This window comes from Desulfofundulus thermocisternus DSM 10259, assembly GCF_000686645.1.
GTDB lineage: Bacteria > Bacillota > Desulfotomaculia > Desulfotomaculales > Desulfovirgulaceae > Desulfofundulus > Desulfofundulus australicus.
This window is the reverse complement of record NZ_JMLG01000009.1, coordinates 1-26065: the sequence shown is the minus strand read 5'-3', so window position 1 is coordinate 26065 and position 26065 is coordinate 1. Positions and strand designations below refer to the sequence as shown.

The following is a 26065-nucleotide window of genomic DNA, read 5'->3' as shown; positions in this document are numbered from 1 at the left end:
ACAGCCGTATATTGCCCATTTTAGCGTTCCAAAATCAGAGAAGTGCCGGTCATTTCCGGAGGCACGGGAACTCCCATCAGGTCCAGCATGGTCGGCGCAATATCAGCCAGGATGCCCTCCGGGCGCAGTTTTATCCGCCCCGAATCAGCCCCGATAAGAATAAAGGGAGCCCGGCTGGTAGTGTGAGCAGTATGGGGATGCCCGCTGTGGGGGTCCAGCATTTCATCGGCATTGCCGTGGTCGGCGGTAATTATCACCGTCCCCCCTTTTTCCTGAACAGCTTTCACCACCTTTCCCACACACCGGTCCACAGTTTCGATGGCCTTAATTGCCGCGTCCATATCCCCGGTATGGCCCACCATATCGGCGTTGGCGTAGTTCATAATAATGACCTGGTATTTGCCGCTGGCCAGCTGTTCCAGGAAGGCTTCGGTAACCTCCGGAGCGCTCATTTCCGGCTTCTGATCGTAGGTAGCCACTTTAGGTGAGGGGATCAGCAGACGGTCCTCACCGGGGTAAGGGGTTTCCACCCCCCCGTTGAAGAAGAAGGTTACATGGGCGTACTTTTCCGTTTCGGCCAGGCGCAGCTGCCTGAGCCCCAGACGGCTGATAACTTCTCCCAGGGTGTTGGTCGGATGGTGCGGCTCAAAGGCCACCGGGACATTAATGGTCTTATCGTAAAGGGTCATGCAGGTAAAGTGCACCCGCGGCCGGTTCGCCGGACGCTCAAAGCCGGTAAAATCTTCGTCCACAAAAGCCCGGGTGATCTGCCTGGCCCGGTCGGGGCGGAAATTGTAAAAGATCACCGCATCACCACTTTCCACCAGCGCCACGGGGGCACCTGCCCTGGTAATTACCGTGGGCTGTACAAACTCATCGGTCTCCCCCCGCCGGTACGACTCTTCCAGAGCCTCCATGGCGGAAGAAGCTGTAAGTCCCTTCCCCAGAACCATGGCTTCATAGGCCCTCCGGGTACGGTCCCAGCGGCGGTCCCGGTCCATGGCGTAGTAGCGTCCCATGACCGTGGCAATGATTCCCGTACCCAGCTCCCGGCATTTTTCTTCCAGCTGCTGGATATATTCCCCGGCATTATCGGGGGGGACGTCCCGGCCGTCCAGGAAACAGTGTATGTAAACTTTTGACAAATTATGCCTCCTGGCCAGTTCCAGCAGGGCAAAAAGATGGCTGATATGACTGTGCACACCGCCGTCGGACAACAGCCCCATCAGGTGCAGCGCCCCGCCGGTGGCCTGCACGTGCTCCACCGCTGCCACAAGGGCCTTATTGGTAAAAAAGCTGCCGTCCCTGATGGCCCTGGTTATACGGGTCAGCTCCTGATAAACAATACGCCCCGCTCCGATGTTGAGGTGCCCTACCTCCGAGTTACCCATCTGGCCATCGGGCAGGCCCACATCCTCACCCGAAGTTCCCAGGGTGGTATGGGGGTAGGTGGCCCAAAAGTGGTCCATATGGGGTGTTCTGGCCCGGGCAATGGCATTTCCCTCTTCTTCAGCTCTCAGGCCCCAGCCATCCAGGATAACCAGGACCATGGGAATATTCTTTATTTCCATGGAAAACCTCCTGATAACAGGTCATCATTCCGCCTCTTACTGCAGTGCCGCCCGGACAATGGCAGCAAAACTTTCCACCTTCAGGCTGGCACCACCTACCAGGGCGCCGTCGATATCGGGCTGCCCCAGAAGTTCGGCGGCGTTATCGGGCTTAACGCTTCCGCCGTACTGGATACGCACCTGCCGGGCCGCTTCCTGACCCCCCATCTCAGCCAGCAGGGAGCGGATAAAAGCATTTACCTGCTGGGCGTCTTCAGGGGAAGCCGTGCGCCCGGTGCCGATGGCCCACACCGGTTCATAGGCCACCACCAGGCCGGCCAGTTCAGCTGCGGAAAGACCGGCCAGCGAGCGGCGGACCTGTTCCCCCACAACCTTTTCCGTATTTCCCGCTTCCCTATCTTTCAGGTGTTCTCCCACACAAACGATGGGGGTCAAACCGTGTTTAAGGGCCAGCTTTACTTTGGCGTTAATCATTTCATCACTCTCACCAAAATATTGCCGGCGTTCCGAGTGGCCCAGGATCACGTAACGGCACCCGATTTCCTTCAGCATGACCGGGGAAACTTCTCCCGTATATGCCCCTTCCTCGGCCTGGTACATATTCTGGGCCCCCAGGGCCATACCCGTTCCCTGCAGCTCCCGGGCCACGGCATAAAGGGCGGTAAACGGGGGACAAACGGCCACTTCCACCCCCTGGATACCGGCCAGGGCTTCCTTGAGTCCCCGCACAAATTCCACCGCTTCGGTGACCGTTTTATACATTTTCCAGTTACCCGCCAGAAGGGGTATCCGCATGGCTACCTCTCCCTCACTTCTTATCCATCAGAACAGCCACTCCGGGCAGGGTCTTTCCTTCCAGAAACTCCAGGGAAGCCCCGCCACCGGTGGAGACGTGGGACATCCTGCCGGCTACACCCGCCTTCTCCACCGCTGCTGCCGTATCTCCACCGCCCACGATGGTGGTGGCTTTGCTTTCGGCCAGCGCCCTGGCCAGCTCGAAGGTGCCTGCCGCAAAGGGAGCCATCTCAAAGACCCCCATGGGCCCGTTCCAGATAACGGTACCGGCGTCGCGCACCTCGGCAACGTAATTCTTTACCGTTTCCGGCCCGATATCCAGAGCCATCCAGTCCTCCGGCACAGCATCCACCGGCACCACTTTGGGTTCCGCATCCGGCTGGGCCGCCCTGGCAACCACCAGGTCCACGGGTAAAAGCAATTTTACCCCCGCCTTTTGTGCCCGGTTTATAAAATCCCCGGCCAGAGCTACCTTATCCGTCTCCACCAGGGATTTGCCCAGGGCCAGACCGCGGGCAGCCAGGAAGGTATTGGCCATACCCCCGCCGATGAGCAGGGTGTTTACCTTGCCCAGGAGGTTTTCAATCACGCCAATTTTATCAGAAACCTTGGCTCCTCCCAGAATGGCCACAAAGGGCCGGCCGGGATTGGACAGGGCCTGGCCGAGCATGTTTATTTCCTTTTCCATCAGAAAGCCGGCGGCAGCGGGTAAAAAGTGGGCCACCCCTTCCGTGGATGCATGAGCCCGGTGGGCAGTGCCAAAGGCATCATTCACATAAACATCGGCCAGCTCGGCCAGCTGACGGGCAAACTTCTCCTCGTTTTTTTCCTCCCCGGGATGAAAACGCACATTTTCCAGCAGTATCACATCGCCGGGCTGCATCTCCTGCACGGCCCGCCTGGGCTCATCCCCTATGCAATCATCCACCTTAACCACCGGCCTGCCCAGCAATTCGGAAAGGCGCCGGGCCACCGGGTCCAGGCGGTAGCGTTCATCTACCTTCCCCTTGGGCCGTCCCAGATGGGAGACCAGGATTACCCTGGCCTGTTTTTCCAGCAGGTACTGGATGGTTGGCAGTGCCGCCCGGATCCGGGTATCATCGGCAACATTACCTTCCCCGTCCAGAGGGACATTAAAATCCACCCTCACCAGTACCCGCTTACCGGTTACCTCCAGATCCCGGATGGTTTTGAGCACACATATACCTCCCTGATAATGAAATATTACATCATATAAACCGGGTCCCTTTCTTTTTGACAAAGTCCTCAGGACCGCCGCCCCAAGGCTAACCTGCCCATGACCTGTTCCGGCGGGCACCCCGCCAGGGCCCGCCGGAAACACCTGCCTTTACAGGATATTCTTTGACATGTTTTTTTAAAATCCTTTCCGGGCCATGTACAAAATCAGGTCCAGGATACGGTTGGAATAGCCCCATTCATTATCGTACCAGGCCACCACTTTAACCATATCCTCGCCAATGACCATGGTGGAAGGACCGTCTATAATAGCCGAGTGGGGATCTCCACAGTAATCCACCGACACCAGGGGCAGGTCGCTGTAGGCCAGGATGCCCCTCAGCTTACCCTCGGAAGCGTCCTTCAGGGCTTCGTTGACCTCCTGAACCGTAACCGGCCGGCTCAACTGGGCCACGAAATCCACCACGCTGACATTGGGAGTGGGCACCCGCATGGCCATACCGTTCAACTTGCCTTTTAATTGCGGGAGCACCAGTTCCACTGCCCGGGCCGCCCCGGTGGTGGTGGGAATAATGCTCATGTTCGCGGCCCGGCCCCGGCGCAGGTCCCGGTGAGGCATGTCCAGGATCTGCTGGTCGTTGGTATAGGCATGGACGGTGGTCATGAGGCCCTTGACTATACCAAATTGTTCGTCCAGCACTTTGGCCACCGGCGCCAGGCAGTTGGTGGTACAGGAAGCGTTGGAAATTACGTGATGCACTGCAGGATCATAAAGTTCCTCGTTAACCCCCATAACTACTGTCAGGACGTTTCCTTTGGCCGGAGCGCTGATGACCACTTTCCGGGCTCCGCTGGATAGATGCACTGCAGCGTCTTCCGCTGTTTTAAACTTGCCGGTGGATTCCACCACCACGTCCACTCCCAGTTCTCCCCAGGGAATGCGGGCGGGATCCGCCTCGGCCAGGACCGCAATCTCGGAACCGTTTATGATCAGAGAACGTTCACCAGCCTGCACATCCGCATCCAGACGGCCGTGAACTGAATCGTATTTTAAAGCGTGGGCAAGAGTACGAGCGTAGTTCTCATTTACCTGGAGCCGCCGGGACTTGTGGTTTACGGCCACCACCTGGATATCGGGATAGCGGAGCGCTGCCCGCAGCACATTTCTCCCTATACGGCCGAAACCATTAATCCCTACCCTTACCGTCATTATTCCCTCTCGCTCCTTTCATTAGTATACATTACTTAATAAAATTTATTTGAATTATGACATTCTTATTCGTCATCCAGTTAAATAGTTCCTCTTTTTGGGGATAAATAAGATAAAAAAATTGGGTACCGGTTGGAACTACCGGTACCCTGATTAATCCCCCGCCCCGGGTTTAATAACGCTTTCTCTGCTGCACCGACGGAATGCCCAGTTCGCTCCGGTACTTGGCCACGGTCCGCCGGGAAATGTGAATGCCTTCTTTTGATAAAATTTCCGCAATCTTCTGGTCATTTAACGGCTCCCTGGGATCTTCAGCCGCCACAATTTCCTGAAGCATTTTTTTAATGCTCTCGGCAGAAGTCCCGTTTCCCCCACCGTTATTTACCCCCGAGGGGAAGAAATACTTCATCTCAAATACTCCCTGCGGGGTCTGGATATATTTGTTGGAAGTAGCCCGGCTTACTGTAGATTCGTGCAGGCCAACCATGTCAGCCACCTGTTTTAAATTAAGGGGTTTTAAATATTTCACCCCGTGGTCCAGAAAATCCCGCTGCAACTGGACCAGACAACTGGTCACCTTATAAAGGGTCAGGCGCCGCTGCTCTATGCTGCGGATCAGCCAGGCCGCAGCATTAAGCTTGCTCTCCACAAAGCGGCGGGTGCGGGAATCCTGGTTTTCCTGCTGAAGCACCGCACGGTAGGTGGGATTAATGGTCAGGCGGGGCACGGATACATCATTGATCAGGATGATATAATCATCCCCCACCTTTTCCACTACTATATCCGGTACCACATAACGCACTTCGTAGGGGGTGGAAAAATTACGACCTGGCTTCGGGTCCAGGGTTTTTAAAATATCGGCCACCCGCTGGATTTCCCGCACATGAACATTGAACTGCTGGGCCAGGCGGTTAAACTTACCCCTGGCCAGGTCCACCAGGTGGTAGCGGATAATCTTTTCCAACAACCCATCTTTAATACCTAGCTGGTTAAGCTGGATGAGCAGACATTCCTGGAGAGTCCGGGCCCCTACCCCTGGCGGGTCAAAGGTCTGGATTAATTTCAGCGCTTCTTCCACGGCCTGGGGAGATACGGCCAGCTGCCTGGCAGCCTCCTCCACACTTACCCGCAGGTACCCGTGCTCGTCCAGATTACCAATCAAATATTCACCGATAGCCCTGGTGTCAGGGCTGCACTTGCTCAAGTACAGCTGGAACATCAGGTGTTCCATCAGGGTGGGCGCCTGGGAAAGGAAACTTTCATAATTGTGGGCGGGTGGCTCGGGATCCCGTTCCGCCCGCGGAAAACCTAAATCGCTGGAATCCTGAAAATATTCCTCCCAATCCAGGTCGTATTCCCTGTCCGGTTCCCCCTGCTCGTGCTCCCACTCAAATTCACCTTCATCCTCCCCGGCACCGCTTTCCTCCTGCAGTTCCAAAAGAGGGTTCTCCTGCAGTTGCTGCTCTATATACAGGGAAAGCTCCAGGGAGGATAGCTGCAACACGGTTATGGCCTGACGCAGCTCGGGAGTCATGATTAACTTTTGCGTTTGTTCCAGGTTGAGCCCGTAACCCAGGCGCATAGGGCCTCACTCCTCCAAAGCTCCGCCATAAGTAACGTTAATTATAAACGAAAGAATAGCTAATTCTCTAAAGAATAAATATTGTCTAATTCTATAGCGGCGCAGTTTTCTCCTGCTGCCGGGGTTAAGCGGCCCCAGCTTTATTCTTCACCACGCCGGAGCCTGTTGGCAATTTCATCCAGCCTGCGCAGGCGGTGATTTACCCCCGATTTTCCCAGCCGGGGCTCGAGAACTTCCCCCAGCTCCCTCAGGCTCGCGTCGGGATAGCGCAGGCGGGCCTCAGCTACCTGCCGCAGGGATGGCGGGAGTTTCTCCAGCCCCATGGTGGCAGCTATGTAACGGATATTTTCCACCTGACGCAGGGCTGCATCCACTACCTTGTTCAGATTGGCTGTTTCACAGTTTACCAGCCGGTTAACCTGGTTGCGCATATCTTTATATATGCGGACGTTTTCAAAATCTAAAAGAGCCGTATGGGCTCCCATAATATTCAACAGGGATACAATCTGCTCGCTATCCTTTAAATACACCACATGCCAGTTTTTACGCGTGCTCACTTTTGCCTCCAGGCCGAATTCCTCCATCAGCCGGCCCAGACCCCGGGCATGTTCGGCACTGCCCGTGATGATTTCCAGGTGGTAAGTTCCCTCGGGACTGTTCACGGAACCGCCCCCCAGGAAAGCCCCCCGCAGGTACGCCCGGCGGCAGCACTCCCGCCGCACCAGCTCCCCGGGTACCCCGGCAGTCAGGCGGCCCCGCTCATCGATCATGCCCAGCTGGCGTAAAATCCGGGCCATCCCATCCGGTGGAGAAATCCGCACCTGGTAAAGGTTTTTCTTCCGCAGCCGGTTTTTCCGCTTGATCAGGACTTTAGTCTGTACACCAAAGAGCTCCTTGAAAAGGGAAAAAATTTTACGGGCTACCGCCGCACTTCCGGTGCCAACGGTCAGGGTGGCTTCCGAACCCGGCCCCAGGAACAGGCTGCCGTCCATTTTAACCAGGGCAGCCAGCTCGGCCAGCCGGCAGCATTTCTCCTTCCCCACCACCCTTGCCAGCTCCTCTTTGGTAAGGGCAGAAAAGGACATTAATAATCACCTTACGAATATTATACCACACCGGGCAGGAATTTTAGCGCCCGTTCTCAATAGCGCCTACCGCCTGCGGCAACCGGACCGGGTGGATAATAATAATATTTCAGCAGTTCCGTGATAAACTTCTGCATATTGTAGCTCCCCATCACACGCACCCTTTTCAGGGTATAGGGATCATCACCGGGGCGGGCCAGCCCCTGGACTGTAGTCACAGCCGCCCGGTAGCCGCTTTCTTTCACCAGCCTGGCCAGTTTCAGGTTGTACCTGCCGTAAGGATAGCTGAAAACTTCCACCGGTCGACCCAGCCCCGCTTCCAGGATGGCCTTGCTTTCCCTGATCTGGCGGCGGGCTTCCTCCAGGGGGAGGTCCGTCAGCCGGGGGTGATCCAGGGTATGGGCACCGATGGTGATGCCGTAAGCGGCCATTTCCCTCAGCTCCCGCCAGCCGGCCATCCTGTTTACCGGCTGAACCCTGGCATCAAAGACATTGGTTTTACCCACGGTGCCGGCCACTACAAAAATGGTGGCCGTGAAGCCGTGCCTTTTTAAAATTGGAAAAGCATAGGTGTAATTATCCAGGTAGCCATCATCAAAAGTTATAACTACCGGCCGGGACGGTAGGGGTTTTCCCTTCTGGAAGTGATCCACCACGTCAACAAGGGAAACAGTATGAAAACCATGAGCCGCCAGGTATTCCATCTGCCGGGCAAACTTATACGGAGGTACCCGCAGCCCCAGCCCTCCTGCCCGGGGATCGGGGTTTATCTTGTGATACATTAAAATGGGTATCCCTCGTTGCTGGAATTCAGGTGATGGAAAAGGAGGGTTCACGCTCTGGGCCTGAGCCAGGCAATCGGCAGCATAACGGGTGCCGCCCAGAACCATTAGAAAAAGCAGGGGAAGCGAAAAAATGGCAATTAAAATTCTGATCTTCATCCAATCCTCCTGGTTAAGCTTCGCTGTAAGAAATAGCCCCGGCAGGCCCTTCCAGCCTGTACAGCTCAGGGTTTAATAAGATCTTAACACCGCGTTCCTGCCCCGGCAACTGTTATTTCGACAAAAAAACCCGCTTTCAGCGGAATAGGGCCGGCCTCGCCTACAGGTACCCTGAACGGAAGTTACTGCTCGTGGAAGATAGCCGGAAAGGTTCCCCTGCTTTACGCTCCCGCAGGGCCAGCTCCAGGATCAGCCGGGCCAGCTTGCCGGGATGATGGCGAACCACGCTGCTTTCCTGAACCAGATCGCCCTCTATAACCTCCACTCCCATCTGCCGCAGTTTTTCCGTATCCGCCACCACCGGCACGGCACCCTCCCGGCGGTAACGCACCTTCAACCGCGCCGGTATGCTGCCGCGGTTAACCACCACGTAATCCACAATGGGACCGGCGTGGGAAAAGATGGCCTTGAGATGGTCGCTGGCAGTGTAACCATCGGTTTCCCCCGGCTGGGTCATCACGTTACAAACGTAGACCCGTACCGCCCTGGTGCGGGCAATGGCTTCGGAAATCCCCCGCACCAGCAGGTTGGGCAGGATGCTGGTATAAAGGCTTCCCGGGCCCAGCACCACCGCGTCCGCCCGGGCAATGGCCTGCAGGGCTTCGGGCAGGGGGTAGCAATCACCCGGTACCAGGAAAACCCGCTTGATGGGTTTCCTGCACCGGGGAATGGAGGATTCCCCGTAAACCAGCGTACCGTCGGACAATTCCGCCCCCAGGACCACGTTCTGCAGGGTAACGGGCAGGACCTGCCCCCTGACGGCCAGGACCTTGCTCAGGGCCTGCACGGCTTCCTGAAACCCACCGGCCATATGATTCAACGCGGCCAGGAGGAGGTTGCCCAGATTGTGGCCGGCCAGGTCGCCACTTTTAAAGCGGTACTGCAGCAGGTCTTCCATCAGCGATTCTTTATCGGCCAGGGCCACCAGGCAGTTACGGATGTCCCCGGGAGGAAGCATACCCAGCTCTCCCCGCAGCCGCCCCGAGCTTCCTCCGTCATCAGCCACGGTGACAATGGCGGTAATATTGCTGGTATATTCTTTCAGGCCCTTCAGCAGTACGGACAAACCCGTACCGCCGCCTATCACCACAATGCGGGGACCCCGGCGCAGGTTCTGGCGGGTATGGATTATCTCCGCCAGGCGCGTGCATTCTTCGGGTGTCAGGACATCCACCACCGACTTGAAGGCCCGGTAACTGCCGTAATAAAGAGCTGCCAGCCCCAGCAGGAGGAGAAGGGACCCCACCATCCAGAGATGCTCCGGGGCGAAAAGTTCCTCCACCCGGATTAACAGTACCGCCCGGCGTTCCACTGGAACAGACTGGACCAGAAGGCCGGTGCCGGACACAGCCAGCAGCAGGCCGGCAAAGGCCAGAACCAGCCAGCGCTTAACATGCATTCCCGGGTAAAGCCACTTGAACAAATTTATCATTTCAACTCCCTGCCTTAACGGGGAAGATCCCGGTGCCGCACGGCAACCCGGTAACCCTGCTCCGCCAGGTGAGCCCCCAGGCTGTTGGCCAGGGTTACGCTGCGGTGCTGGCCACCGGTGCAGCCAATAGCAATGGTGAGGGTAGTTTTCCCTTCCCGGATATAATGGGGAAGGAGAAAATCAATGAATTGATAGAACCGGTTCAGGAAATCCTGGCTTACCGGGGCGCACAGGATATAATCCCTTACAGCCGGGTCGTTTCCGGTCAGCGGGCGCAGAGCCGGGTCGTAATGGGGATTGGGTAAAAACCTCACGTCAAAAACCAGGTCGCTGTCCAGGGGTATGCCGTATTTATACCCGAAGGAAATAATTGTAATGCGCAGGGGAGCCCCGGTGTTGTCTCCAAATAGACTGACCAGTTCCTCTTTTAGCTGCTGGGGAGTCATATCCGAAGTGTCAATTATCTTGTGAGCCCGCCCCCGTAATTCCCGCAGCCGCTCCCTTTCCTGGCGTATACTCTGCAGCACTTCCCCGTCCACGCTCAGGGGATGGCTGCGGCGGGATTCCTTATACCGGCGAACCAGGGTGGCGTCAGAGGTTTCCAGGAACAGGATTTCGTAACGCAGGCCCTCCTGTTCCAGATCATTTAGAACTTCAAAAAGGGCATCAAAAAATTCTCCACCCCGGATATCCACTACTACAGCTATTTTATTAATTCCCCGGGAAGACTGTGAACAAAGTTCCAGAAATTTGGGGATAAGCCGGGGAGGCAGATTGTCCACACAAAAAAAACCTAAATCCTCCAGAATCCTTAAGGCCTGGGTTTTTCCGGCCCCGGAAAGGCCGGTCACAATTACCAGCCGCATAATGATCACCACTCATTGCCCGGCGTTACCCCTCACTCCTCCGCCAGGCGGGCCTTGAGGGTATCGATCACCCTGACCGGGCCGGGATCCACGCCGTAAAGCATGGCCAGGTATACACTGGCGTAATCCCCAATATACACCAGGGAGTACAGGCGGGCCAGGGCACCGCTCCCCCGGGCCATTATTTCGACAACACCGGCCACCGCACCTTCCATAATCTCACGGGTAATGGCAAAACGCTTCTGCACCCGCGGGTGATCGTGGGGATCCCGCAGGATAACCACATAAAGCCGGCGCAGGAGCTCACCGGGAAACTCAAACCCGACCAGCTCGTTATGGTTCAGCTCCGGAAATACATTCCAGTAGGCCGGTGCTTTGGCATTTTCATTAATCTGCCCCTTCCAGCGCTGGGCCACCACTTCCGTGGTCCCGCTGGAACCCCAGATTACGGGAATGCGGTTGTAAAAACCGGCCGCCAGCATCTTGGCCGGGTTGGAGTCCCGGGGAACTTCCGGCTTGAGCTCTTCCCGCATGGACTGCAGAAGGGACACGCACTCATGCACTTCCTGGCCCGGGTCCGGAAGCAGACCCATCCGGTAAAGCACGGCCAGGGTGGGAAGGAAAAGGTACCCCGTGGCCGAACGGGGGGCTATGCCGCCGGGGACGGTAATTACCGGCACACCGTCCTGCCTAGCCATCTCGCCCAGCCTGCCGCCGGTGGTCAGAACTACCAGCGCCGCCCCCTTCTCCCGGGCCCGGGCATAGGCGCTCAGGGTTTCCTCGGTATTGCCGGAATAGCTGACGGCAAAAACCAGGGTATGCGGCCCCACAAATTCAGGCAGCACATAGTCCCGGTTAACCACCACCGGGACGCCCAGACGCCGGGCGGCATACACCCGCAGGAAATCGCCCCCGATGGCCGAACCGCCGAGGCCGGTAACCACTATATGCTTGAACTGGCCTGCAGGGGGAAGCTGGGCAGCCATACCCAGTTCCCAGGCCCGGGCACACTGCTCGGGCAGTTCCCACAGAGCTTTGAGCATTCCCTTCGTGTCGGCAGCATACATGGCCTGAACATCATCCAGAACGGACAAGACAAACCCCTCCTCATGCGGAATTATTAACCCTCAAATCTGCGGCCTGATTTCCAGCACGTCTTCCACGTAAGCCCGCAGCACTTCCGCCACTCCCCAGGCCTGGGCTATACACCCCCGGGGAATAATGGGCTCATTACCGTCAAAGATTTCCGAAATGTAACCTACCCCGTGGTCCCGCAGCTGATCCCGGAAGGGGGCAAGAAAACGCGCCGCCTGCAGCCTGCTGGCCGGGGAATAGTGATGAACCCGCCGCCAGGCGGTAACAAAGGGTCCGATCAGCCAGCTCCAGACCGTACCCTGGTGATAGGCCCCATCCCGCTGCCACCGGTCACCCCCATAAACTCCCCGGTACCTGGGGTCGCCGGGGGATAAAGTGCGCAGGCCGTAGGTGGCGTACAGTTCCTGCCAGACACGGGTCATCGCCCTGCGCCCCCTTTCCGCATCAACCGCGGTAAAGGGGAGGCTTAAAGCAATAACCTGGTTGGGACGCAGGGAGGCATCCTTTCCGTCCTCACCGATCACATCATAGAAATAACCGCCGTCTTCATACCAGAATTCCCGCACAAAATTTCGCTCATGCTTTTCCAACAGTTCCTGATAAGGAAAAGTATCCCCGTAGAGGGCGGCCAGCTTCCGCAAAACGCACAGGGCATTGTACCAGAGGGCGTTAATTTCCACGGCCTTCCCGTGGCGGGGGGTAACCACCCACTGGTCCACCTTGGCATCCATCCAGGTCAGCTGCAGGTCCGGGGAACCCGCCGCCAGCAGCCCGTCCGCATCCACCCCGATGTTGAAGTGCGTCCCCTTGATGTAATGGTGGGCAATATCCCTGAGAACGGGGTAGAGCACCTTCCTGCCAAAGGTATGGTCCCGGGTATACTGAAGATATTTCCAGGCCGCCCAGAAAAACCACAGGGAGGCGTCCACCGTATTGTAAAGCGCTTCCCTGCCGTTATCGGCGAACACATTGGGCAGGAGCCCGTCCTTGCAGTAGCGGGAGTAGGTGAGCAGGATATCCCGGGCGTCGTCGTAACGCCGGGTGACCAGCGTCAAACCGGGAAGGGCAATCATGGCGTCCCTTCCCCAATCGTTAAACCAGTGGTAGCCGGCAATAATGCTCTTCCCGCCTGTGGACTGGCGGTGGACAATAAAGCTGTCCGCAGCCCGGACCAGATGGCGGGCCAGGATACCACGGCACCCGCTCCTCTTCACCAGTTCCTGCAGGCGCTTTATTTCCGCACCCAGGAGGGCCCGCCCGTCCAGGGTAAAAATATCTTCCAGGGTGGCCAGAAAGGTAATGTCCCTGATCTCTCCCGGTTTTAAAGAAATGGTGAAATCACCGGGTATGAAATGATCCTCCCTGGCATCCAGCCCCCGCTTTTGCTCCACCAGGTAAAACATATCGTAAAACCAGTCGTCGCGGCTGTTGAACTGGCCCTCACTGCACACCAGGCGCAGGACGGGGCACTGGGGAATGGATTTTACCGCCACCCCGTAAGGTATTTCTTCCTTGCGGAAATCAATCTGGCCCCGCCGGACGGTCCAGTGGAAATCCCGGCAGTTGACCAGGGGGACCAGCCTCAGGATAGCCGGCTCGGCTCCATTGATCAGCCGGTACAGGATAACGGTGCTGTTCTCTCCATAAATCATAAAGACCTGTTTCTGGAGGGTTATGTCACCAAAAGAATAAACAAAGGTGGGAAACGGGTTGAACAACACCTGCTGCAGGTGGATAAATCCAAATTCCGTTACCCCTCCCCCGGTATGGTTCGTAGCCAGGTTGTATGTCCGCCGGGGGGTTTCCAGCCGCTCATCCAGCTTGGCCAGAAAAAGGTAACGCCTTACCGGAGGGGTAAGGGAAGCCACGAGGAGGCCGTGGTACTTGCGCGTGTTAACCCCGATCAGGGTGGAGGAAGCATAACCACCGAGGCCGTTGGTCACCAGCCATTCTTTCTCAATGCCCCGCTCGAAGCTGCGCCATTCTCCTTTGCCGAAGCGCAACGCTCCCCTCTCCTTCCCGCAGCCAGTACTTCCTTCCGGAAGATAAATATTCCGGCAATACGATAATAGAATAATCCCCCGGTAGCACCCTTTATACCACCCCGGACCGGAAAATCCCCCCACTTTTCTGCAGGGCCAGGGCTACCGCCCCCATTAAACCCGAACGCGGACCCAGTTCCGCCGGTACCAGCCGCACCCGCCTGCGGGCGGCAGCCAGCGCCCGGCGGGAGATTTCTTCCTCCATGGTCTCCCACAGGAGGTGGCCCACCTGCATGGCCCCGCCCCCCAGCACCACCAGGGCCGGGTTTAAAAGGTTAATCACGTTGGCCACGCCGGTACCCAGGGCCCGGCCGGCATTAATGATGATCTGCCGGGCCTCATCATCTCCACCCGCAGCAGCCCGGGCCACTTCCCGCGCGGTAACGGCACATACATCTCCTCCCGCTGCCTCCAGGATGGCCCTGCCCCTGCCCGATTCTATCAGGAGACGGGCCTCCCGGGCCATGGCCGTCCCGGAGGCCATGGCCTCCAGGCAGCCAGAATTGCCGCAATTACACCGGGGGCCGCCGGGGTCTATGGTCATATGACCGATCTCACCGGCCCCGAACCCGGCGCCGTGATAGAGGCGCCCATCGAGGATCAGGCCGCCCCCGATACCGGTGCTGACGGTGATGTAAACCATATCCTTCTCGCCGCGCCCGGCCCCGTAAACATATTCCCCCAGGGCGGCCAGGTTGGCGTCATTGTCCACCGCCACGGGTACACCGAGCCTCTTTTCCAGCAGGTCTTTCAGGGGAACATCGTGCCAGTCCAGGTTGGGGGCATGGTGAACCAGCCCGCTGGCGGCGTCCAGAGGCCCCGGGCAGCCAATCCCCAGCGCCGCCAGCCGCCCCTCTTTCCCCGCCCGTTCCAGCACCTGTTCCACCGTCCCCACGATGCGCCCGATTACCGCGTCAACCCCCTCCCAGGGCCGGGTGGGAACCAGCACTTCAGCCAGCACCCGGCCGTCCGCGCCAGCCAGGGCGGTATAGATTTTCGTGCCGCCCAGGTCAACGGCAACCACCGCTTTATCCATGCGCACCATCCTCCCCCGCCCCGCCCAGAATAAATTTTTCCACCACCCGGGCCACGCCGCCGTTATCATGGGAAGCGGTAACAAAATCCGCCCGGGCCCGTATCTGGGGCGGGGCATTGGCCACCGCCACTCCCAGACCGGCCCATTCAATCATTTCCAGGTCGTTGTAGCTGTCCCCCACGGCAATAACCTCCGCGGGCTCAAAACCATAATAGGCGGCCACCACCGCCAGGGCATGCCCCTTGGTGGCCTGCGGGTGGGAAAACTCCAGGAAATAAGGTTTGGACTTGGTGATATGCAGGTCGGAACCATAAAGGGGTTTTAACTCTGCAGCCAGCTCGTCCAATTTTTCTTCCCCGGCAATCACCAGCACTTTGGTAGGATCCTTCCCGGCTTCCTTCATAAAAGGAATGAGCGGCCCCACCGCCCGGGCCTGAACCCGGGAAATGGACTGGTATAGCCTGCTTTCTTCCGTATGCCGCTCCACATAAAGGCAATCATCCAGGTAGATGTTGATGTGGTAACCGCGGGCCTGAACCCGGGCCACAATATCCAGGGCCCAGGGAAGGGGTACGGGCCGGTGCAGCAGCACTTCCCCGCTGACAGCATGCTTGACCAGGGCTCCCTCGTAGGTGATCAGGGGAGCGTCAATCTCCAGCTGCCGGGCATAGGGCAGGGCAGAACGGTACATACGCCCCGTAGCCAGGGTTATCACCACCCCCGCCTGCCTGGCCAGGGCCAGGGCCCGCAGGTTATCTTCGCCGATACGTAAACTTTTATCCAGCAGGGTATCGTCCAGGTCCATGGCCAGCAACCGGTACAAGGCTCGCAACCTCCAGATGCTAAAATATATTAATTCACTCCAAATTTTAATCATACAACACTTCAATTTCTTTACCTATTATACCATGGTTTTCAGAAAAAGGCAGTACTAGCCATGGAAGAACCGGTACACGGCCCGGGCCGCAGACCGGTTCATCCCCGGCACGGCGGCCAGCTCCTCCACCGTGGCCCGGGCCATGTCCTCCAGGGAAGGAAAAGCCCTGAGAAGAGCCCGGCGGCGTACGGGGCCGATGCCCTCGATCTCATCCAGAAGGGACTTGAGGCTGCGCCGGTTGCGCAGCTGCCGGTGATAGTTAAGGGCAAAACGGTGGGCTTCATCCCGCAGGTGCTGCAGCAGGTGCAGGGCCCGGGAGTCCCGGGGCAGGCGGATGGGCTCGGTGCGGCCCTCGGCAAAAAGCAGCTCTTCCTCCTTGGCCAGCCCGAAGGCCGGTATCCAGCCAAAACCCAGCTCCTTCATAACCTCTCGGGCTGCCGATAGCTGGCCCTTACCCCCATCCACAATGAGCAGGTCGGGCAGGCGGTGGAACCTGGCCTGCCTGGTGGACAGCTGCCCGGTCCGGATCAATTCCCGCTCCTCCCTGGCGCGGTTAAAGCGGCGCGCAAGCACCTCCTTCAGGGAGGCATAGTCGTTCGGCCCCGTTACGGTACGTATTTTAAACCGGCGGTACTGGTCAGGCACCGGTCTTCCTTCTTCAAAGACCACCATGGAAGCCACGCTTTCCTCACCCTGGGTGTTGGAGATGTCATAACATTCAATGCGGCAGGGTACCTTTTCCAGGCCCAGTTCCCGGGCCAGCTCGGCGCAGGCATCCTCCCCCTGCCCCCGGGACTCCCGCTCCTGTTCAACTTCCTGCAGGGCCAGGAGGGCATTTTTGGCCACCAGATCCACCAGTTGCTTCTTTTCTCCCCGGCGGGGCACCACCAGGCGCACCCGGGAACCCCGGAGAGAGGAAAGCCACTCTTCAATGGCCGGCCGCTCCTGCGGTTCGATGCCGGCCAGGAGCACCTCCCCGGGAATAAAGTCGGCCCGGCTGTAATACTGCTTGACAAAGGCCGTCAGCACCTCTTCCGGGGCATTCCCCGCACCGGGTACCAGGAATTGGTCCCGCCCGATGAGTTTCCCGCCCCGCACGAAGAAGATCATCACCAGGGAGAGATCTTCCGTCTGGGCCAGGGCCACCACATCCCGGTCCTCCCTGCCGGTTGAAAGCACCTTCTGGTTTTCCAGAACCTGGCGCACGGCCATCAGCTGGTCCCGGAAGCGGGCAGCCCGCTCAAATTCCAGTTTTTCCGCCGCTTCGTTCATCCGCCTGGTGAGTTCTTTTACCAGGTCGTCCTGACGCCCTTCCAGAAACAGGCATACCCGGTTGATTATCGACCGGTATTCCTCCCTGCCCACCTGTCCCGAGCAGGGAGCCAGGCAGCGCCCAATGTAATAATTTAGGCAGGGGCGGCGCCCGGCCGGCAGCTTGCCTTCAGCCAGCTTCTGCTTGCAGGTGCGGAAAGGAAAGAGGCGGCGCAGGAGATCCAGGGTTTCGTGTACTGCTCCCGCAGAAGTGTACGGGCCGAAATAACGGGAGCCGTCCCTGACCACCCGGCGGGTAACGTGCACCCTGGGGAAGTCCTCCCCCAGGGTTACCTTCAGGTAGGGGTAACTTTTATCGTCTTTCAGGTAGATGTTGTAACGGGGGCGATGCTCCTTGATCAGGTTCGACTCCAGGATCAGGGCTTCCACTTCGTTATCCGTCACAATGTACTCGAAATCCACCGCCCGGTTCATCATCGCCCGCACCTTGGGGCTCAGCCGGGAAGCAGGCTGGTAATAGGAACGGACACGGTTTTTTAAAGAGACGGCCTTACCCACATAAATAATTTCCCCGGCCGTATCGCGGAACAGATACACGCCGGGTTTATCCGGAAGATGCTGCAGCTTATCCATCCTCTCAACCTCCTGCCGCGCGCACATCCTCTACCGGAAGGCCCTGGAGATCTCCCCCGGGCGCTTGAGCCAGAATCCGGGCCAGGAACTGGCCGGTGTAGGATTCTTTTACCCGGGCCACTTCTTCCGGCGTGCCGCAGGCCACCACCCAACCGCCACCGTCCCCACCCTCGGGACCCAGGTCGATAATGTAGTCGGCGGTTTTAATAACATCCAGGTTGTGTTCGATGACCACCACCGTATCCCCGGCCTCCACCAGCCGGTGCAGGACCTGAAGCAGGCGGTGTACATCGGCCATATGCAGGCCGGTGGTGGGCTCGTCCAGGATGTAGAGGGTGCGGCCGTTGGAGCGCCGGGAAAGCTCGGTGGCCAGCTTCACCCGCTGGGCCTCCCCCCCGGAAAGTTCCGGTGCCGGCTGCCCCAGGCGGATGTAACCCAGGCCCACATCCTGCAGGGTCTTGAGCCGCCGGTAAATTTTGGGAATGTGACGGAAAAATTCTGCCGCCTGATCCACCGTCATGTCCAGCACATCGGCTATATTCTTACCCTTATATTTTACTTCCAGCGTCTCCCGGTTGTAACGCCGGCCCTTGCATACCTCGCAGGGAACATAGACATCAGGCAGGAAGTGCATTTCAATTTTGATGATACCGTCCCCGGCACAGGCCTCACAGCGCCCTCCTTTAACGTTGAAACTGAACCGCCCCGGTTTATAACCCCTCATCCGGGCCTCGGGGAGGCTGGCAAAAAGATCCCGGATATCGTTGAAAACGCCGGTATAGGTGGCCGGGTTGGAGCGGGGGGTGCGGCCGATGGGAGATTGATCTACGTTGATCACCTTGTCCAGGTGCTCAATTCCCCTCACTTCCCGGCAGGCACCCGGCTGAACGCGGCTGCCGTGAAGTTCCCGGGCCAGGTACTTGTAAAGAATTTCATTGACCAGGGTGCTTTTGCCGGAACCGGAAACCCCGGTAACGCAGATAAATACCCCCAGGGGGAAGGTCACGTCAATTTGCTTGAGATTGTGTTCCGCGGCCCCGAGCACCTGGAGCGCCTTGCCGCCGGGCTTCCGGCGCGCAGCGGGAACGGGAATGAAGCGGCGGCCGCTCAGGTACTGCCCGGTAATTGATTCCGGGCTGTTGAGAATGTCCTGCAGGGTGCCCTGGGCCACCACCCTGCCCCCGTATTCCCCGGCCCCCGGACCGATGTCGATGATGTGATCCGCCGTGCGGATGGTATCCTCGTCGTGCTCCACCACAATTACCGTGTTGCCCAGGTCCCTTAAATGCAGCAGGGTATCCAGGAGACGCCGGTTATCCCGCTGGTGCAGGCCGATGCTGGGCTCGTCAAGAATATAAAGAACACCGGTCAGCCCGCTGCCGATCTGGGTGGCCAGGCGGATGCGCTGGGCCTCCCCGCCGGACAGGGTACCCGCTGCCCGGTCCAGGGTCAGGTAGTCCAGGCCCACGTTAATCAGAAAGCCGAGCCGGGCGTTGATTTCTTTCAGCACCTGCCGGGCAATAAGCCGCTCCCTTTCCGTCAGCTCCAGGCGCTGGAAAAATTCCCGCGCTTCCTTGATCGATAAGCGGGTGACATCGACAATGGAAAGACCCCCCAGCTTAACTGCCAGGGCCTCGGGCCGCAGGCGGGCTCCACCGCAGGCCGGGCAGGGGCGATCGCTCATGTACCGTTCAATTTCCTCCCGGATGTAAGGGGAAGCGGTCTCCCGGTAGCGGCGGGAAAGGTTGTTAATTACCCCCTCGAAGGTGGCCAGGTACTGCTGCCGCCGCCCGGAGGCATCCCGGTAGTTGACCAGGATTTTATCCGTACCGGTGCCGTAAAGGATTTTGTTCAGCTGCTCTTCAGTCAACTCGGCCACCGGGGTGGAAAGAGAAAAACCGTACTTTTCGGCCAGGGCTTCCAGGCAGGCATAAGCATTGGTACCCCGGAACCAGCCTGCAATGGCCCCTTCGGCAATGGACTTGCGCCTGTCGGGAATAACCAGGTCGGGGTCAATCTCCCTTTTTACCCCCAGGCCGGTGCAGGTCGGGCAGGCCCCGTAGGGGTTGTTAAAGGAGAAAAGCCGGGGAGCTATCTCCGGCAGGCTGATGCCGCACACCGGGCAGGCAAAGTTCTCGTTAAACAGCATTTCGGGGCCGTCCACCACGGCCGCCAGGGCCACGCCGCCGGCCATGCCCAGGGCCGTCTCCAGGGAGTCGGCCAGACGCCGGGCAACACCGGGGCGGACGATCACCCGGTCCACCACCACTTCTATGGTATGCTTTTTATTTTTGTCCAGCTGGACCCCTTCGGCCAGGTCCCTGACCTCGCCGTCCACCCGCACCCGGGGAAAGCCGTTCCTGCGGATTTCCTCCAGCACCTTCTGGTGCTCACCCTTCTTGCCCCGGACTACCGGAGCCAGGATCTGCAGGCGGGTGCCCTCCGGCAGGTCCATGAGCTGGTCCACCATCTGCTCCACCGCCTGCCGGGAAATGGGCCTGCCGCAGGACGGGCAGTGGGCCCGGCCCACCCGGGCAAAAAGTAGGCGCAGGTAATCGTAAATTTCGGTCACCGTTCCGACGGTGGAACGGGGGTTATGGCTGGTGGTTTTCTGATCGATGGAAATGGCCGGGGAAAGACCTTCGATATAGTCCACGTCCGGCTTGTCCATCTGCCCCAGGAACTGCCGGGCATAGGCCGACAGGGATTCCACATAGCGGCGCTGGCCCTCGGCGTATATGGTGTCGAAGGCCAGGGAAGACTTCCCGGAGCCGGAAAGGCCGGTCAGCACCACCAGCTTTCCCCGGGGAATTTCCACATCAATATTTTTAAGGTTGTGCACCCGCGCACCCCTGATAACAATCTTATCCAGCATAATGTCTCCTCCGGACTGAAGCCCCACGGGAAAAACAAAGGAAGCGCCCCTTTGACTGTCCCGGGGATATATTATACAATTGATGGTAACAAAGCAAAAGCCGCTCAGGCATTTTGAGCGCATAAGGAGGCCTGCCCATGGGTACCCCCACTCCCCCGGCAGGGAAGATCGTCCTCACCTATGAGGATTATCTTGACCTGCCCGATGACGGTAACCGTTATGAAATCCTGGAAGGGGTGCTGCACGTGACGCCCTCCCCCACCACCCGCCACCAGCGGGTTTCCCGCAACCTGCAGCGGATTATCGATGCTTACGTCCTCGAACACAACCTGGGGGAGGTTTTCGATGCTCCCCTGGACGTGATCTTTTCCAATATCAGCATAGCCCAGCCGGACCTCATTTTTGTTTCCCACGCCAGGTCGGAAATTATAACCGAGAAAAACATTGCCGGTGCCCCCGACCTGGTGGTGGAAATCCTTTCCCCCAATACTTCCCGCAGGGACAGGATCACCAAAGCCCACGTATACGCCCTTTACGGGGTTGAATACTACTGGCTGGTTGACCCGGACGCTACCACGGTGGAAGAGTACCGCCTGGAAGAAGGGGCCTACAACCTGATCAGCCGGGTAACCGGCAACGAATCCTTTAAACCGGAAATTTTTCCGGGACTGATCGTAGACCTTTCGAAAGTGTGGGCCTGAATTACTCCCCCACCACTTCCCCTACGGGCACCAGGCGCCTGTCGAGGCCCTGCAGCTCCAGCCGCAGCTCGATGATAGCGTCCCGCAGTTCCGCCGCTTTTTCGAACTCCAGGTGGCGGGCGGCTTCCCGCATTTCCTTTTCCAGACGGGCGATTAACTGCTTGAGCTCTTTCCTGGTCCGCTTCTTCGGCCGCGGCTTTTCCCCGGCCCGGTACGCAGCCTTTGGTTCTGCCGCCCGCGTAGCCTCAATCACATCCCGCACTCCCTTGACCACCGTGCGGGGGATAATGCCGTGCTTTTGGTTGTATTCCATCTGGATGCGGCGCCGCCGCTCCGTCTCTTTAATTGCCCGGTCCATGGACTCGGTAATGCGGTCGGCATAAAGGATCACCTTGCCCTCCGCATTACGGGCGGCCCGGCCGATGGTCTGGATCAGGGAGCGTTCCGAGCGCAGGTAACCTTCCTTATCGGCATCCAGGATGGCCACCAGGCTCACCTCGGGCAGGTCCAGACCCTCCCGCAGGAGGTTAATCCCCACCAGCACGTCAAAAACCCCCAGGCGCAGGTCCCGGATAATTTCCATGCGCTCGATGGCGTTGATCTCCGAGTGCATGTAGCGCACCCTGATGCCCAGCTCCCGCAGGTAGTCGGTGAGATCCTCGGCCATTTTTTTGGTCAGGGTGGTTACCAGCACCCGCTGGTTTTTGACCACCCGCTGCCGGATTTCCGCCACCAGATCATCGATCTGGCCCCGGGTGGGCCTTACTGAAAGCTCGGGATCCACCAGCCCCGTGGGCCTGATGATCTGCTCCACCACCTGGCTGCTGTGCTCCAGTTCGTAGGGGCCGGGGGTGGCGGAAACAAAGATGACCTGGTTGATCTTGCGCTCGAACTCCTCAAACTTCAGGGGCCGGTTGTCAAAGGCCGAGGGCAGACGGAAGCCGTATTCCACCAGGGTTGCCTTGCGGGAGCGGTCGCCCTCGTACATCCCCCGCAGCTGGGGTACAGCCACATGAGATTCGTCGATAAAGAGCAGGAAATCGCGGGGGAAGTAATCCAGCAGGGTATAGGGCGGCTCCCCGGGAGCCCTTCCCGTAAGATGGCGGGAATAGTTTTCAATGCCCTTGCAGTAGCCCATCTCCCGCATCATCTCGATATCGTAACGGGTCCTCTGTTCCAGCCGCTGGGCCTCCAGCAATTTGCCCTGCTTCCTGAGTTCGGCCAGCCTTTCCTCCAGCTCCTCTTCAATGGCCTCGATGGCCCTTTCCAGACGGGGCCGGGAAACGGTGTAGTGGCTGGCCGGGAAAATGGAGACATGCTGGCGTTCCCCGATGATCTCCCCGGTAAGCACATCAAACTCCAGCAACCGTTCAATTTCGTCCCCGAAGAAATCGATGCGGATGGCCCTTTCGGTATAGGAGGCGGGGAAGACCTCCACCACATCCCCCAGCACCCGGAATTTACCCCGGGTGAAGTTCACATCATTACGCTCGTACTGGATCTCCACCAGCTTGCGCAGCACCGCATCCCGGTCATAGGTGCCCCCCTTGCGCAGGGAGAGCACCAGGGTGCGGTACTCCTCGGGATCGCCAAGGCCGTAGATACAGGATACGCTGGCCACAATGATCACGTCCCGCCGCTCAAAAAGAGCGCAGGTAGCCGAGTGGCGCAATTTATCTATCTCGTCGTTGATGGAAGAGTCCTTTTCTATATAGGTATCCGTCTGCGGTATATAGGCTTCGGGCTGGTAGTAGTCGTAATAACTGATAAAATATTCTACAGCGTTCTCGGGGAAAAACTCCCGGAACTCGCTGCAGAGCTGGGCGGCCAGGGTCTTGTTGGGAGCCAGCACCAGGGTGGGGCGCTGCACCGCCTGGATTACCCGGGCCATGGTATAGGTCTTCCCGGAACCGGTGACGCCCAGAAGGGTTTGCATGGGATAACCTTTCTGCAGCCCCTCCACCAGCCGGGCAATGGCCACGGGCTGGTCACCGCGGGGCTCGAAATCCGATTTGAGTTTAAAGGGTCGCTCCTGGTAAGGCAACTCAAAACCACCCCCGCTTCTTAATTGATTCTATTCCCCTTTTAACTGGCTGTCAATGCGGTCCCTACCATTTACAGGCACCGCATACATTTCCCGCCACAGGCGGGGCGGGCAGATTTCCTTCAGCCGGACCTCCGCAAAACGTTCCCGGCCGTTGAAAGCACCGGGAGGGTAATCCTGCAGGCGGGGGCGGGGATGCCGTCCCTCGTGGATCAACGGCGGCCGGCCGCACCGGCTGCTCTCCAGGAGCCAGCGCCGGACCAGCTCGTCCATGCCCGCATTTACCACCAGGCTTCTAAGCTCCCGGGCCCGGCGGGTGAACCGGCGGCAGATATAAGTCTGGCAGACCAGGGGACGCAGGGGATAAACGGAGCACCGGTTCTGCCGGGTATCCAGGAATATACAGGAGCCATCGGCTTTAAATCCCAGGCCGATATCCACCACCGGACCATCGACGTAAACGTAGCCGTACTGCTGCAGGAAGGACAGCAGGGCTGAAGGCACCCCTTTAAACTGCCGCCCGAACCGCCTGTCCTTTAGGAAGACGGCCACGTCGGGATAAGTGAGGGGCACCCTTTCCCAGCAGCAGGCGGTGCAGCCGTTGCAGGGAGGGCAATTTCCCCTGATAAAATTGTTCAGGGCATCCAGGTAATCCTGTACCGTGGCGCCGGGGTGGGTGATCCGCACATCGCAGGCCGGTTCTCCGTTTAAAAAACAGTCTTTGATTTGTATCTTCAAAGGGCATTCCCCTCCCGTCAGGTAACCGGATAGTAAATTATCTTATACTTTATAACGGGAAAATCCATTCCTGTAAAGTATTATTTGTCTTGCTGCCCGTAAGAAAAAGGCCATTCCCGGATGACCGGGAAATGGCCTTTTCACCTGCCCCGTCCTGCTTATGTCCCGCCGCCTCCACCCCCGCCGCCGGGGCTGCCAGGAGCAGCACCGCCACCGGCCCCGCCTCCGCCGCCCATGGGCCGGGCCTGCGGCAGGCCGGCCCCGCCGCCTTCCACACTTTCAATGCGTTCCACTTCACCCTGGATTTGCACTTCCACCGTTTTCCCTTCCCGGGTGGTAATGCGCAGGGTGGTGCGGGGCTTCTGCCCGCCCTCGCCGGCCTGGCCGCCCTGGCTGCCCTGCATCTGGGAGCCGCTGCTCTGGCTGCTTCCCTGTTCCTGGCCGCCGCCCTTTTGTCCGGCCAGTTCCTTTCTCCAGCGCTCCTGCAGCAGGTAGGCGTTGGCGGATTGGATCAAGCGCACGGGTACAATACGGGCCGGAACGCTGTAATCCCCGCTGGCCACCCGGGTATCGTACTGCCAGTGTCCGGTTCTGGCCAGGCCCGCCGCTGCATCCAGGGCGTACTGTCCCAGCAAATCCGGCCTGTTATCCACTTCTGCATCGTGTTCCCCGGCCAGCAGGGCACGGGAAGCTTCCTTATCGGCCCCCACTCCCGCCGTGAGCACGCGCTTATCCAGTCCTGCCGCTTTCAGTACCTTCACCGCGGCTGCAGCCAGCCGGCTGTCAACGGCCAGAATAACATCAATATTGTTATTCCACCTGGCCAGGGCCTGCTGCACGGCCTGGGCGGCCATGGCCGGCTGGTTTTCCACCTGCCGGGCCTCCTCCACCACCCGCACCTGGGGGTTGGCCTGCAGAGCATTCCGGGCTGCAGCCACAATTTCCCGGGCAGCGTTATCCCGGGGGTCACCGGCCAGGATCATCACATTCAGGGGCCGCCTGGAAGGAAGCTGACTGCCGGGTGTAACCATTTGAGCAGCGCCCTGCCCCTGACCCCCGGATGACCCTCCCTCCCCGGCAGGCTGGCCGGCGGCTTCTTTAAGAGCCCTGTCAACAAAACGGGCCAGCAACTCTCCCGCCCTGGTATGATCCGAAGCCACATAAGCATCCACCGGCGTATCAGCAGGCAGCGTTTCCAGGGCCACCACCTTAATATTTTTCTGCACCAGCTGCTGCACAAGGCGGGGGGCGCTTGACGGATCCACCGCCTGGAAGACCACGGCCTTAACCCGCTGCCTGGCCAGCTGCTGCAGCTGCTTTTCCTGCTGTGCGGGATCACCTTTCGCATCCAGCCAGGTAATATCCACTTTTTCCTCGCGTTTACGCCGGTTCATCACTTCTTTGATCATCCGGTTGCCGTCCCGCTCCATATCAGCCAGACTGACGGCAATCTTCAGCGGGGGGGTAATCTTTTGCTCTTCACTTTTCCCGGGACACCCGGTTAACGTCAGCACAGCAGCCAGGAAAACAAATAGACCGGCCCTTTTCCACCCGGCGTACCGGTTCATCATTCTCAAGCCCCCTGCAGTGAAAATCCGATAGATACGGTACCTGTAAAAGGACCAACCTGATCCCCGGCGCTTCTAAAAAAGATACCTTAATGTGTCAATTCTCACTTTGATTTAGCCCAACCCCTGCCCATTTTCGCAGATTGAACAATCTGCAACTATTTCCGATACCAGAATAATCTGCAACTGCTTCGCAAATTGTGCTGGTATTTCAGGTCAGTCAGTCCGTCTATTCACCAGAATATGACAACCAGTGACTGACCCCTTTTCTTCCGGCTGTGGAACAGGTAGAATATTTGCTGGAAGTGACCGCCATGCAGCAGATATTTTACACGCCTGTACCGCCGGAAGAATACGCCCGCCTGGGCAAAGATTTTCCCTTTCCCCAACCACTCTCATGCCCCAACCCCGGTTGTCTGGTCAAGGCACCCCCTCAAAAACACGG

The 26065-nt window shown here is 58.6% G+C and carries 19 protein-coding genes; 1 reads left to right on the top strand and 18 read right to left on the bottom strand.

The features are described 5' to 3' along the window. Nucleotides 1-20: 20 nt before the first annotated feature. The 15 genes from gpmI to uvrA form a co-directional block, all read right to left on the bottom strand. Entirely contained in the window at nucleotides 21-1571 is a 1551-nt protein-coding gene (gene gpmI, locus BR83_RS0108655) for a 2,3-bisphosphoglycerate-independent phosphoglycerate mutase (protein ID WP_027356751.1), read from the bottom strand. 36 nt (nucleotides 1572-1607) lie between these two features. After that, nucleotides 1608-2366, bottom strand: a complete 759-nt coding sequence (tpiA, locus tag BR83_RS0108650) for a triose-phosphate isomerase (RefSeq protein WP_027356750.1) — start codon at nucleotides 2364-2366, stop codon at nucleotides 1608-1610. 13 nt (nucleotides 2367-2379) lie between these two features. Then, entirely contained in the window at nucleotides 2380-3564 is a 1185-nt protein-coding gene (locus BR83_RS0108645) for a phosphoglycerate kinase (protein WP_034634852.1), read from the bottom strand. Nucleotides 3565-3741: 177 nt separating this feature from the next. Continuing rightward, nucleotides 3742-4773: a type I glyceraldehyde-3-phosphate dehydrogenase gene (gene gap, locus BR83_RS0108640; protein ID WP_027356748.1), complete on the bottom strand. Its 1032-nt coding sequence runs from the start codon at nucleotides 4771-4773 to the stop codon at nucleotides 3742-3744. A gap of 172 nt (nucleotides 4774-4945) precedes the next feature. After that, a complete protein-coding gene (rpoN, locus tag BR83_RS0108635; RefSeq protein ID WP_027356747.1) occupies nucleotides 4946-6355 on the bottom strand; it encodes an RNA polymerase factor sigma-54 in 1410 nt (469 codons plus the stop codon). A 140-nt stretch (nucleotides 6356-6495) separates the two neighbouring features. Then, entirely contained in the window at nucleotides 6496-7440 is a 945-nt protein-coding gene (gene whiA, locus BR83_RS0108630; protein ID WP_027356746.1) for a DNA-binding protein WhiA, read from the bottom strand. A gap of 56 nt (nucleotides 7441-7496) precedes the next feature. Continuing rightward, nucleotides 7497-8381 carry a polysaccharide deacetylase family protein gene (locus BR83_RS15480; protein ID WP_051618063.1) on the bottom strand — a complete coding sequence of 295 codons (885 nt, stop codon included), beginning with the start codon at nucleotides 8379-8381 and terminating at the stop codon, nucleotides 7497-7499. 160 nt (nucleotides 8382-8541) lie between these two features. Continuing rightward, the gene (locus BR83_RS15475; RefSeq protein WP_034634850.1) at nucleotides 8542-9873 is read right to left on the bottom strand and encodes a gluconeogenesis factor YvcK family protein; all 1332 of its coding nucleotides are present in this window, start codon (nucleotides 9871-9873) and stop codon (nucleotides 8542-8544) included. Nucleotides 9874-9887: 14 nt separating this feature from the next. Beyond that, nucleotides 9888-10739 (bottom strand): RNase adapter RapZ, encoded by an 852-nt coding sequence (gene rapZ / locus BR83_RS0108615; protein WP_034634944.1) that lies wholly within the window; start codon nucleotides 10737-10739, stop codon nucleotides 9888-9890. A 32-nt stretch (nucleotides 10740-10771) separates the two neighbouring features. Then, nucleotides 10772-11833 (bottom strand): bifunctional phosphoglucose/phosphomannose isomerase, encoded by a 1062-nt coding sequence (locus tag BR83_RS0108610; protein ID WP_027356744.1) that lies wholly within the window; start codon nucleotides 11831-11833, stop codon nucleotides 10772-10774. Between the two features lie 33 nt (nucleotides 11834-11866). Continuing rightward, nucleotides 11867-13837: an amylo-alpha-1,6-glucosidase gene (locus BR83_RS0108605; protein ID WP_027356743.1), complete on the bottom strand. Its 1971-nt coding sequence runs from the start codon at nucleotides 13835-13837 to the stop codon at nucleotides 11867-11869. A gap of 91 nt (nucleotides 13838-13928) precedes the next feature. After that, a complete protein-coding gene (locus BR83_RS0108600; RefSeq protein WP_027356742.1) occupies nucleotides 13929-14912 on the bottom strand; it encodes an ROK family protein in 984 nt (327 codons plus the stop codon). Then, nucleotides 14905-15735 carry a Cof-type HAD-IIB family hydrolase gene (locus BR83_RS0108595; protein ID WP_027356741.1) on the bottom strand — a complete coding sequence of 277 codons (831 nt, stop codon included), beginning with the start codon at nucleotides 15733-15735 and terminating at the stop codon, nucleotides 14905-14907. Before BR83_RS0108595 ends, BR83_RS0108600 begins: the two co-directional genes overlap by 8 nt. Nucleotides 15736-15843: 108 nt before the next feature. After that, nucleotides 15844-17694, bottom strand: coding sequence for an excinuclease ABC subunit UvrC (gene uvrC / locus BR83_RS0108585; protein WP_034634847.1), 1851 nt, complete (start codon nucleotides 17692-17694; stop codon nucleotides 15844-15846). Between the two features lie 4 nt (nucleotides 17695-17698). Next, nucleotides 17699-20569, bottom strand: coding sequence for an excinuclease ABC subunit UvrA (gene uvrA / locus BR83_RS0108580; protein ID WP_027356739.1), 2871 nt, complete (start codon nucleotides 20567-20569; stop codon nucleotides 17699-17701). Nucleotides 20570-20706: 137 nt separating this feature from the next. Here uvrA and BR83_RS0108575 point away from each other — a divergent pair, with 137 nt between their 5' ends. Then, entirely contained in the window at nucleotides 20707-21270 is a 564-nt protein-coding gene (locus tag BR83_RS0108575; RefSeq protein ID WP_027356738.1) for a Uma2 family endonuclease, read from the top strand. 1 nt (nucleotide 21271) lies between these two features. On the opposite strand, the gene uvrB is transcribed toward BR83_RS0108575, so the two are convergent. From uvrB to BR83_RS15465, 3 genes are all read right to left on the bottom strand, one after another. Then, complete coding sequence (uvrB, locus tag BR83_RS0108570) at nucleotides 21272-23314, bottom strand: excinuclease ABC subunit UvrB (RefSeq protein WP_027356737.1); 2043 nt, start codon at nucleotides 23312-23314, stop codon at nucleotides 21272-21274. 30 nt (nucleotides 23315-23344) lie between these two features. Beyond that, on the bottom strand, nucleotides 23345-24052 hold the full coding sequence (locus BR83_RS15470; RefSeq protein ID WP_084327130.1) for a YkgJ family cysteine cluster protein: 708 nt from the start codon (nucleotides 24050-24052) through the stop codon (nucleotides 23345-23347). 158 nt (nucleotides 24053-24210) lie between these two features. Beyond that, nucleotides 24211-25623, bottom strand: a complete 1413-nt coding sequence (locus BR83_RS15465; protein ID WP_051618059.1) for a sugar ABC transporter substrate-binding protein — start codon at nucleotides 25621-25623, stop codon at nucleotides 24211-24213. Nucleotides 25624-26065: the final 442 nt, after the last annotated feature.

What these genes read in the sequence shown, in the direction of transcription:
- gpmI (WP_027356751.1), bottom strand. Translation starts at nt 1,571, where the DNA reads ATGGAAATAAAGAATATTCCCATGGTCCTGGTTATCCTGGATGGCTGG.
- tpiA (WP_027356750.1), bottom strand. Translation starts at nt 2,366, where the DNA reads ATGCGGATACCCCTTCTGGCGGGTAACTGGAAAATGTATAAAACGGTC.
- gap (WP_027356748.1), bottom strand. Translation starts at nt 4,773, where the DNA reads ATGACGGTAAGGGTAGGGATTAATGGTTTCGGCCGTATAGGGAGAAAT.
- rpoN (WP_027356747.1), bottom strand. Translation starts at nt 6,355, where the DNA reads ATGCGCCTGGGTTACGGGCTCAACCTGGAACAAACGCAAAAGTTAATC.
- whiA (WP_027356746.1), bottom strand. Translation starts at nt 7,440, where the DNA reads ATGTCCTTTTCTGCCCTTACCAAAGAGGAGCTGGCAAGGGTGGTGGGG.
- BR83_RS15480 (WP_051618063.1), bottom strand. Translation starts at nt 8,381, where the DNA reads ATGAAGATCAGAATTTTAATTGCCATTTTTTCGCTTCCCCTGCTTTTT.
- BR83_RS15475 (WP_034634850.1), bottom strand. Translation starts at nt 9,873, where the DNA reads ATGATAAATTTGTTCAAGTGGCTTTACCCGGGAATGCATGTTAAGCGC.
- rapZ (WP_034634944.1), bottom strand. Translation starts at nt 10,739, where the DNA reads ATGCGGCTGGTAATTGTGACCGGCCTTTCCGGGGCCGGAAAAACCCAG.
- BR83_RS0108600 (WP_027356742.1), bottom strand. Translation starts at nt 14,912, where the DNA reads ATGGATAAAGCGGTGGTTGCCGTTGACCTGGGCGGCACGAAAATCTAT.
- uvrC (WP_034634847.1), bottom strand. Translation starts at nt 17,694, where the DNA reads ATGGATAAGCTGCAGCATCTTCCGGATAAACCCGGCGTGTATCTGTTC.
- uvrA (WP_027356739.1), bottom strand. Translation starts at nt 20,569, where the DNA reads ATGCTGGATAAGATTGTTATCAGGGGTGCGCGGGTGCACAACCTTAAA.
- BR83_RS0108575 (WP_027356738.1), top strand. Translation starts at nt 20,707, where the DNA reads ATGGGTACCCCCACTCCCCCGGCAGGGAAGATCGTCCTCACCTATGAG.
- BR83_RS15465 (WP_051618059.1), bottom strand. Translation starts at nt 25,623, where the DNA reads ATGATGAACCGGTACGCCGGGTGGAAAAGGGCCGGTCTATTTGTTTTC.